Here is an 8354-nt window from a genome sequence, read left to right as displayed (position 1 = left end):
GTCGCCGAGGCCGAGCACGGCGGTGCCGTTGGAGATCACCGCCACCAGATTGCCGCGCGCCGTCACCTCGGCCGCACGGGCCGGATCGGCGACGATGTCGTGGCAGGCGAAGGCCACGCCGGGCGAATAGGCCAGCGCCAGGTCGCGCTGGGTCATCATCGGCTTGGTCGCCACGATGGCGAGCTTTCCGGGCTTGCCGCAGCGGTGATAGTCCAACGCAAGAGTCTTGAGGTCGCCGGACATGGGGGCTTCCTTGGGTTGATTGGATCGAGGCTTGTCGGGTCTGCCAGGCCAAGCGGCGCGGCGGCGTGCGTTCCGGAGGCCGAGGGCGCCGCCGTATGCGGCGGGCGCCCGCGGGCGCCCATCTCAGCCGCCGTAGACGAGCCGGGCCAGCAGGGTGGCGATGACGATCATGGCCGCGCCGCCGATGCGGGTGGAGATCTGGGCAAAGGGCATCAGGCCCATGCGGTCCGAGGCGGAGAGGATGGCGACGTCGCCGGTGCCGCCGAGCCCGCTGTGGCACGCCGTGACGATGGCGGATTCGACCGGGAACATCTTCAGCCGGGCGCCGATCAGGAACCCCGACGCGATCATGGCGATGACCGTGACGCCGCAGATGGCGAAATAACCGATCGTGAAGGACGACACCAGTTGCGGCCAGGACACCAGCAGCATGCCCATGGCCACGAGGATGCCGAACGTCAGGTTCGTCGACATGAACTTGTTGATCTGGTAGGCCCCCGCCTCCATCTCGGCCGGGAGGATTTTGGCGAGCTTGAGCAGCGCGGCGCAGATGATCATCAGGATCGGCCCCGGGATCCCGGTGACCGGGGCCAGGAGGGCGCCAAGGATGAAAAAGCCGCAGGACAGCAGGAGGCCCGCGCCCATCAGCCGCAGCTCAAGCGGGCGGTCGGCGCCCTTCTCCGCGAGCAGCTCCTGGTCGTCGCCGGAGCGGACCAGCACGCCGTTGCCGCTGAGGTGCGGGTATTTCTGGCCAAGCCGGTGGAGCAGGCCGCTGCTGATGATGGCGACGACGTTGCCCATCAGGGCAGCCGGAACCATCATCGCAACCAGTTCACCCTGCGGTCGCTGCATGATCTCGGAATAGCCGATCGACAGCGGCAGCACGCCTTCCGCCAGTCCGCCGCCGACGATCGGGATGAGTATGAAGAAGAACGTGTGCAGGGGGTCGTAGCCGAAGAGCAGGCCGACCAGGATGCCGGCCGTGACGGCGGTGAGGGTGCCGCCCAGCAGCGGCACGAACATCCTGAGAAAGCCCTGCACCAGCACGCGGTGCGGCATGCCGAGGATGCTGCCGGCGACCAGGCAGGCGATGTAGAAATACTGGAAATTGGCGACCTTGAAGGTGGTGGTCACCGCTTTCATCATCTCGGGATCCATCACCTTGTACCCGACCAGCGCGGCGGGGACAAACAGGCAGAGGATGGCGGTGCCGCCGATCTGCTTCAGAATGGGCAGGCGGCTGCCCAGTTCGCCCAGCAGAAAGCCCATCAACAGCATGACGGAGAGGCCGCCGATGATGTCGTTGGGCAGCTTCCCGGCGAAGGCCGCGGCGATGGTCACGGCGCTGAGCACGGCGTAGATGGGAAGAGGCAGGGGACCAACCTTGAAGGCCATCACCCGGCGCCATCCCACGCACGGCGGCGCGCCCTCCAGTTTCGAAGCGGCGATTTGCACGTCTGACACGTTATCCTCCATTTTGTTCCTCTGTCGCGCGGTGACAGGGGCGGCGCCCCGCCGGGCCCCGTACAATCAGGGCCCGGCGCGGCAATGGCCGGCGGCTGGCGAATTGATCGGGGTGACGGCGCGCGAGCGCGTCAGCGGAACCAGGGATTGGCGGCGTAATGGCGCGCTTCGAAGCCGCGGATGTCGTCGGCGTGCTGCAACGTGGTGCTGACCGCATCGAGGCCGCGGACCAGCGCGTCCTTGCGCAGAGGCTCGATGGCGAAGGGGATCGCGAGGCCATCGGCCTCGACCCTGATCGTCTGCGCCGGCAGGTCGATGGTCAGCCGGTTGCCGTCGGGTCGGCTGACCCGCGCGACGAGATCGTCGACCACGGACGGCGGCAGCGTCACCGTGAGCACGCCGTTGCGCTGGCAATTGTCGTTGAAGATGCCGGCGAAGCTCGTGCCGATGAGGGCGCGGATGCCGAGCTGCGAGAGCCCCCACACCGCGTGCTCGCGGCTGGAGCCGCAGCCGAAGTTCGGGCCGACGACCAGGAAGCGCGCGCCCGTCCAGGCATCCTTGTTGAGGATGAAGTCGGCGTTGGGACGGCCCGACGGATCGAAGCGCAAAGCGTGGAATACGCCGCGGTCCAGACCCTTGCGATCCACGCCCTTGAGGAACTGCTTGGGCATGATGACGTCGGTGTCGACATTGGGGGCGGCGAAGGGGGCGGCGCGGCCGCTCACCTGCGTGAAGGGGTGCATGAGGCGGCGCTCCTAGGCGAAATCACGGACGTCGGCGAGGTGCCCGGCGACCGCGGCGGCGGCGACCATGGCCGGGCTCATCAGGTGCGTGCGCGCCCCGGGCCCCTGACGTCCCTCGAAGTTGCGGTTGGTGCTGGACGCGCAGCGGTCGCCGGGCTGCAGAATGTCATCGTTCATGGCCAGGCACATGGAGCAGCCGGACTGGCGCCACTCGAAGCCGGCCTCGATGAAGATGCGGTCCAGCCCCTCGGCTTCGGCCTGGTGACGCACCTGGGTAGAACCGGGCACGATCATCGCCCGGACCCCGTCGGCGACCCGCCGCCCACGCAGCACGCGCGCGGCATCCCGCAGATCCTCAATGCGGGAGTTGGTGCACGAGCCGATGAAGGCGTGGCTGATGGCGACAGCCTCCAGCGGCATGCCGGGCTCCAGGCCCATGTAGCCGAGGGCACGCGTCATCGCGCGCCGGCGCACCGGGTCCGTTTCCTCGTCCAGGGCGGGCACCCGCCCGTTCACGGTGGCGGCTTGATCGGGGCTGGTGCCCCACGTCACCATCGGGGCCACCTCTTCGGCGCGGAGCGTGATCTCGCGGTCGAAAACGGCGTCGGGATCGGTCTTGAGCGCGAGCCATGCACGGCGCGCCTGCGCCCACAGGTCGCCCTTCGGCGCTCGCGGGCGGCCCTCGATGTAGTCAAGCACCTTCTGGTCGGCGGCGATCACCGCCCCGCGGGCGCCCGCCTCGACGATCATCGTGCAGATGGTCATGCGGCCCTCGACGCTCATGGTGGCGATGGTGTCGCCGGCGAACTCGACTGCGTACCCGGTCGCGCCGTCCGCGCCGATGCGCCGGATCACCTCCATCACCACGTCCTTGGCGGTGACGCCCAACGGCATCGGGCCGTCGATGGAGATCCGCATCGTCTTCAAACGCCGATACACGAGAGTCTGCGTCGCCAGATAATGCTCGATGTCGGAGGTGCCGATGCCGAAGCCCAGCGCGCCCAGCGCGCCGTACGCGGTCGTGTGGCTGTCACCGGCGGCGACCACCATGCCGGGCATGACAAGTCCCTGCTCGGGCGCGACGACGTGCTCGATCCCTTGACGGGCGTCGAGGATGTCGAAAAGCTCAATCCCGAAATCCCGCGCATTCTCACCGAAATACTCGACCTGCCGAGCGGCTCCGTCGTCCGGCATCGTCCGTGTGCGGTGCGCAGCGGTGGGATTGACGTGGTCGACGACCATCAGCGCCGCCGCTGGGTTCCAGACCTTGCGCCCCGCCTCCCGAAGACCGGAAAACGCTTGTGGGCTGGTGTATTCATTGAGTATTGTGCGGTCGATATACAGAAGAATCTGTCCACTTCCATCGAGTTGACGCACGGTGTGGGCGTCGATGATCTTGTCGTACAGTGTTTTTGAATTGTCCATACTCATCCCCAATGCGCCAATCTTCCAAGACGCGCGAAATTCGTAGCGCTATTATGAATGGGGCGGGTCGGAGTTTCCCAATGCTGTTTGCGAATAAATTTATGCCGACCCAGCGTGCCTTGCCGTTCGCCGCAGGGTGGGAGTTGCGGATTGCTTGGTCGGGTCAGACGGTCGATGTTCAGAGCGTGAAAATCGAAGGCGCGTCGAGAATTCGTTGGAACGCGTCGGGATCAAGGGAGGCAGTCGGTGGAAATAGCATGGCTTGAGGACTTTCTCGCGGTGTTGGAGCATGGCGGCTTCTCCCGCGCCGCCGACGTTCGCCACATCACGCAATCGGCCTTGAGCCGTAGAATCCGGGCGCTGGAGGAATGGGTTGGCACGCCCCTGATCAACCGCACCACCCACTCGATCAAGCTTACGAAATCCGGAGAGGCGTTCCAGGCGACGGCCGAGGACATTGTGCGCCGCCTCGCGGCGGGGCGCACCGAAGCGCTCGAGCTGGCGCAGGGAGAATCCGAGTTGCTGCGGTTCGCGTCAACGAACGCACTGTCATGGGTCTTCTTTCCGGCGTGGCTTCGCGGTGTCGAAGCGACCTTGCCCTTCGAGGTCAGCGTCCAACTGGTCGCCAACCACATGGAGGCCTGCGAGCGCATGATGATCGCCGGACAGGTCCAGTTCCTGCTCTGCCATCATCATGACGCCGCCAAGGCCCAGCTCAACGACGCTCAATTTCGTTCGGTGCATGTCGGGGACGATGTCCTGTTGCCCATCAGCGCTCCTCTGCCGGACGGCGGCGGCCAGCCGATGTTTGCGCTTCCGGGCCGTCCGGGCTCACCCGTCCCCAATCTTTCCTATAGGCCGGAGTCCGGCATGGGGAGAATCGTCGCGGCGGCGCAAGGCTCGTTCCTTTCCAAAGCCTGGCTCAAGCCCGCATTCACGTCGCACTTGGCCAAGCTGTTGGTGGCGATGGCTCTGGACGGACGGGGCATGGGGTGGGCTCCGAGGAGCCTGATCGAGGATTCGCTTGAAAAGGGAGAGTTGGTGCGCGCCGGGGACAGCGGTTGGGACATTCCGATCGAGATTCACCTGTACCGCTCGCGATCCCGTCAATCCAGCGCCGCCGAACGGTTCTGGTCGCACCTCGAAGCCCGCGCCGCCGGAAAACAGAGTGCTTAATCCGAGGCTCATTCACGTGCGCGGTCGTGACGCCCAATCGAACGAGGCGAGCGCAGAGCCGACAACCGAAAGATACATTCTGAGATGGTCCCCGTTTCCCGGACAGTTTGGCGGCTGGAATAAGCTTGGTTCAGGTTCGTGTCACGCCGCCAATCTGATCCGGTCCAGTGTGCCCTCATAGGCCTCTGCCGGGGTTCTGCCGCCGAGCGCCGAGTGTGGGCGTTCGTGGTTGCAATAATCGATCCAGTGGCCGATCCGGGCTCTGGCCTCGCTGCCCGTTTCGAAGGCGTGGAGGTAGACGCATTCGTATTTCATCGAACGCCACAGCCGTTCGATGAAGACGTTGTCCATCCACCGGCCGCGCCCGTCCATCGACACCCGAATGCCAGCAGCGGTCAAGAGGCCGGTGAAACGTGGGCTGGTGAACTGGCTGCCCTGATCGGTGTTGAAGATGTCCGGTCGGCCGTAGCGTGTCATCGCCTCCTCCACGGCTTCGATGCAGAACGCGACGTCCATGGTGTTCGACAGACGCCAGCTCAGAACCTTGCGCGTCGCCCAGTCCATCACCGCCACCAGATAGAGGAAGCCTCGGCGCATCGGAATGTAGGTGATGTCAGCGCACCAGACCTGATTGGGTCGGTCGATGGTCACGTCGCGCAGCAGGTACGGCCAGATCTTGTGCTCGGGGTGCCGCACCGTCGTCTTCGGGCGCTGATAGACCGCCCGCAACCCCATCCGCGCCATCAGGCGGCGAACCCGCTTGCGGTTGACCTGATGGCCGTGCCGGCAGAGATGCCGAGTCATCTGCCGGCTGCCATACCAGGGCGTTTCCAGGAACAGCCCGTCGATCAGCCGCATCAGCTCCAGGTTCTCGGCCGGTTCGCCTTTGGCCGGTCCGTAGTAGCTGGACCGGCTGATCGAAACCAGCTCGCACTGTCGCGTGATCGACAGCCGCGGATGATCCGCCTCGACCAGCTCCCGCCTCCGACCGATGCTCATCGACCGGAGGCCTTGCGCAAAAAATCCCGCTCCACGACCAACTGGTCGATCATCGCGTGCAGCTTCTCCACCTCGCCCTGATGGCTGGTTTCAGCCGCTTCAGCCTTGCCGGAAAACACCCCGGCCATCCCCTCCATCGCCTGCTTCTTCCAGGCGTTGATCAGCGTCTGGTGTACGCCGTGCTTGGCGACCAACTGCGACACCGTAAGCTCGCCCCGGATCGCCTCCAGCGCCACCTTCGCCTTGAACTCTGCCGAATACCGCTTCCGTTTCCCCGTCATCGGGTCCGTCCTTCTTCCTGGGCGAACCAAGCTCATCCGACTGTCCGGGAAACGGGGACCACGTTAGTCGTCAGGATCACGCCACGATACTTTCGCACGGTGAAGCCGAAGAAGTCGAAGGCTTCTGCCAAAGCCGCGCTGTGCATTCACGGCACGCATTGAGATTTCGCGCCGGTCTGCATCATCCATCCTTCGGGAGACGGTGACAGGGCAACGGCTTTAACCTGCATCAAGAGGCGATCCCGGCAGGTCCGATAGACTGTGTCCGGCACACCCGTGATCGGAACCGACGTGATGATCAGGTCCATCGCCGACGCCTCAGGAGGCGCGCAGGGGATCACCTTCCCCTGGGAGCGCAGCTATCCTCCCGGATTGGATTGGCGTCGCCCGCCGCCGGCGCGGCCCCTGCCTGAACTGCTCGAGGAGGCGGCCGCGACCCACCGGGACCGGTCCTGCATGGATTTCCTCGGGCGGCGCCATTCCTTCGGTGAAACCCTCGATCGGGTCGAAAGGACCGCCAAGGGGCTGCAGGAGCTGGGCGTCGGCGAGGGGACACGGGTCATGCTTCTGCTGCCCAACTGTCCCTATTTCGTCATCGCCTTCTATGCCATCCTCAAGGCCGGGGGGACGGTGGTGAACGCCAACCCGCTGAACGCCGAACTGGAGCTTGAGCGGCAGATCGCCGACTCCGCCGCCGAAATCCTGATCACGCTCGACCTGCCGAGGTTCCAGACCACCCTGTCGGCGGTCGGATGGCCGGGCCGGCTGCGTCGGATCATCGTCGCCTCCCTGGCGGAAAGCCTGCCATTCCCGAAGAACTGGCTGTATCCGCTGTTCCACCGGGAGGACATCGCCGACTTTCCGGATGACGGGCGCCATCTCTCCTTTTCCAGTCTGCTCGCCAACGACGGCCGCTGTGTTCCGATCGGCATCGATCCGCAGCATGCCCCGGCCGTCATCCAATATACCGGCGGCACCACCGGACTGCCCAAGGGGACGGTCCTCACCCATGCCGGTCTCTCCGTGAATGCCTGCCAGTGCCGGGACTGGCTCACCGGAAGCGCCGTAGCACAGGAGCGCCTCCTTGCGGTTCTGCCGCTGTTCCATGTCTTCGGCATGACCGCGGTGATGAACTTCGGCATCGCGCTCGGCGCCGAGCTGGTGTTGCTGCCGCGCATCGACGTGCGGGAGATTCTTGCCACCATCCAGAGCAAGCGCCCGACCATCATGACCGGCGTTCCCCGGCTTTTCCAGGCGCTCATCGACTGCCCCACCGCCGCCCGCCATGATCTGTCGTCGCTGCGGCTGTGCATTTCGGGCGGCGACAGCCTGCCGCCGCTGCTGCAGGAGCGCTTCCAGGCGATGACCGGCAGCAGGCTGGTCGAGGGGTACGGCCTGACGGAGGCCTCACCCGTCGTTACCTGCACCCCCTACGACGGCGCCACCAAGCCGGGTTCGGCCGGGCTGCCCCTGCCGGGCACCATCGTCGAGATCGTGTCCGTGGAAGACGGCACGACGCCGCTACCGGTCGGCCGGGTCGGGGAAGTGTGTGTCAGGGGTCCCCAACTCATGGCCGGCTATTGGAGCGACGACGAAGCGACCGCAAGGGCGCTGGCCGGCGGACACCTCCACACGGGCGACATCGGCTTTCTTGACGAGGATGGCTATCTCCACATCGTCGATCGGCTGAAGGATCTCATCATTGCCGGCGGGCAGCACGTGTATCCGCGCGTCGTCGAAGCCGCGATCCGCGAACACCCGGCGGTGAGCGATGTCGCCGTCATCGGCGAACCCGATCCGGTGCGCGGCCAAACGGTCAAGGCGTTCGTCGTCGTGAAGCCCGGTGCCGGGCTGTCGGCGGGGGACCTGCACAGCTTCCTTGTTCCCCGCCTGTCCCGTTTCGAGCGGCCGTCGACGATCGAGTTCCGATCCGCCCTGCCCACGTCGATCATCGGCAAAATCCTGAAACGCGATCTGCGGAGCGCAACCGAGCGGCCCGGGCCGCCCGACTTGTGAACCGGCA

The 8354-nt window shown here is 65.8% G+C and carries 7 protein-coding genes and 1 pseudogene; 2 read left to right on the top strand and 6 right to left on the bottom strand.

Going from position 1 to position 8354, the window contains the following annotated elements; all coding sequences use genetic code 11:
* From TSO352_RS07175 to leuC, 4 genes and pseudogenes are all read right to left on the bottom strand, one after another.
* A pseudogene (locus tag TSO352_RS07175) lies at window positions 1-243 on the bottom strand (NADP-dependent malic enzyme); the annotation flags it as partial.
* Window positions 244-366: 123 nt separating this feature from the next.
* A complete protein-coding gene (locus TSO352_RS07170; RefSeq protein ID WP_199231506.1) occupies window positions 367-1638 on the bottom strand; it encodes a 2-hydroxycarboxylate transporter family protein in 1272 nt (423 codons plus the stop codon).
* Between the two features lie 200 nt (window positions 1639-1838).
* Window positions 1839-2450: a 3-isopropylmalate dehydratase small subunit gene (gene leuD / locus TSO352_RS07165; protein WP_109106583.1), complete on the bottom strand. Its 612-nt coding sequence runs from the start codon at window positions 2448-2450 to the stop codon at window positions 1839-1841.
* 12 nt (window positions 2451-2462) lie between these two features.
* Window positions 2463-3875, bottom strand: a complete 1413-nt coding sequence (gene leuC, locus TSO352_RS07160; RefSeq protein WP_109106582.1) for a 3-isopropylmalate dehydratase large subunit — start codon at window positions 3873-3875, stop codon at window positions 2463-2465.
* Window positions 3876-4121: 246 nt separating this feature from the next.
* On the opposite strand from leuC, the gene TSO352_RS07155 reads away from it, so the two are divergent.
* Window positions 4122-5051, top strand: coding sequence for a LysR family transcriptional regulator (locus tag TSO352_RS07155; RefSeq protein WP_109106581.1), 930 nt, complete (start codon window positions 4122-4124; stop codon window positions 5049-5051).
* 141 nt (window positions 5052-5192) lie between these two features.
* Here the strand turns inward: TSO352_RS07155 and TSO352_RS07150 are convergent.
* Window positions 5193-6331 (bottom strand): IS3 family transposase gene (locus TSO352_RS07150; protein WP_109106580.1). Its coding sequence is split into 2 segments (ribosomal slippage): window positions 5193-6076 and window positions 6076-6331, totalling 1140 coding nucleotides; the frame shifts between segments, so codons are not numbered across the junction.
* A gap of 146 nt (window positions 6332-6477) precedes the next feature.
* A complete protein-coding gene (locus TSO352_RS33175; protein ID WP_158284543.1) occupies window positions 6478-6639 on the bottom strand; it encodes a hypothetical protein in 162 nt (53 codons plus the stop codon).
* On the opposite strand from TSO352_RS33175, the gene TSO352_RS07145 reads away from it, so the two are divergent.
* Window positions 6626-8347, top strand: coding sequence for a long-chain fatty acid--CoA ligase (locus TSO352_RS07145; RefSeq protein ID WP_109106713.1), 1722 nt, complete (start codon window positions 6626-6628; stop codon window positions 8345-8347). The genes TSO352_RS33175 and TSO352_RS07145 overlap by 14 nt on opposite strands.
* The last annotated feature ends 7 nt before the right edge of the window (window positions 8348-8354 follow it).

It is taken from the genome of Azospirillum sp. TSO35-2 (assembly GCF_003116095.1).
In the GTDB taxonomy this organism is placed as follows: domain Bacteria; phylum Pseudomonadota; class Alphaproteobacteria; order Azospirillales; family Azospirillaceae; genus Azospirillum.
The sequence above is the reverse complement of the archived record's forward strand: the minus strand, read 5'-3'. Positions and strand labels throughout refer to the sequence as shown.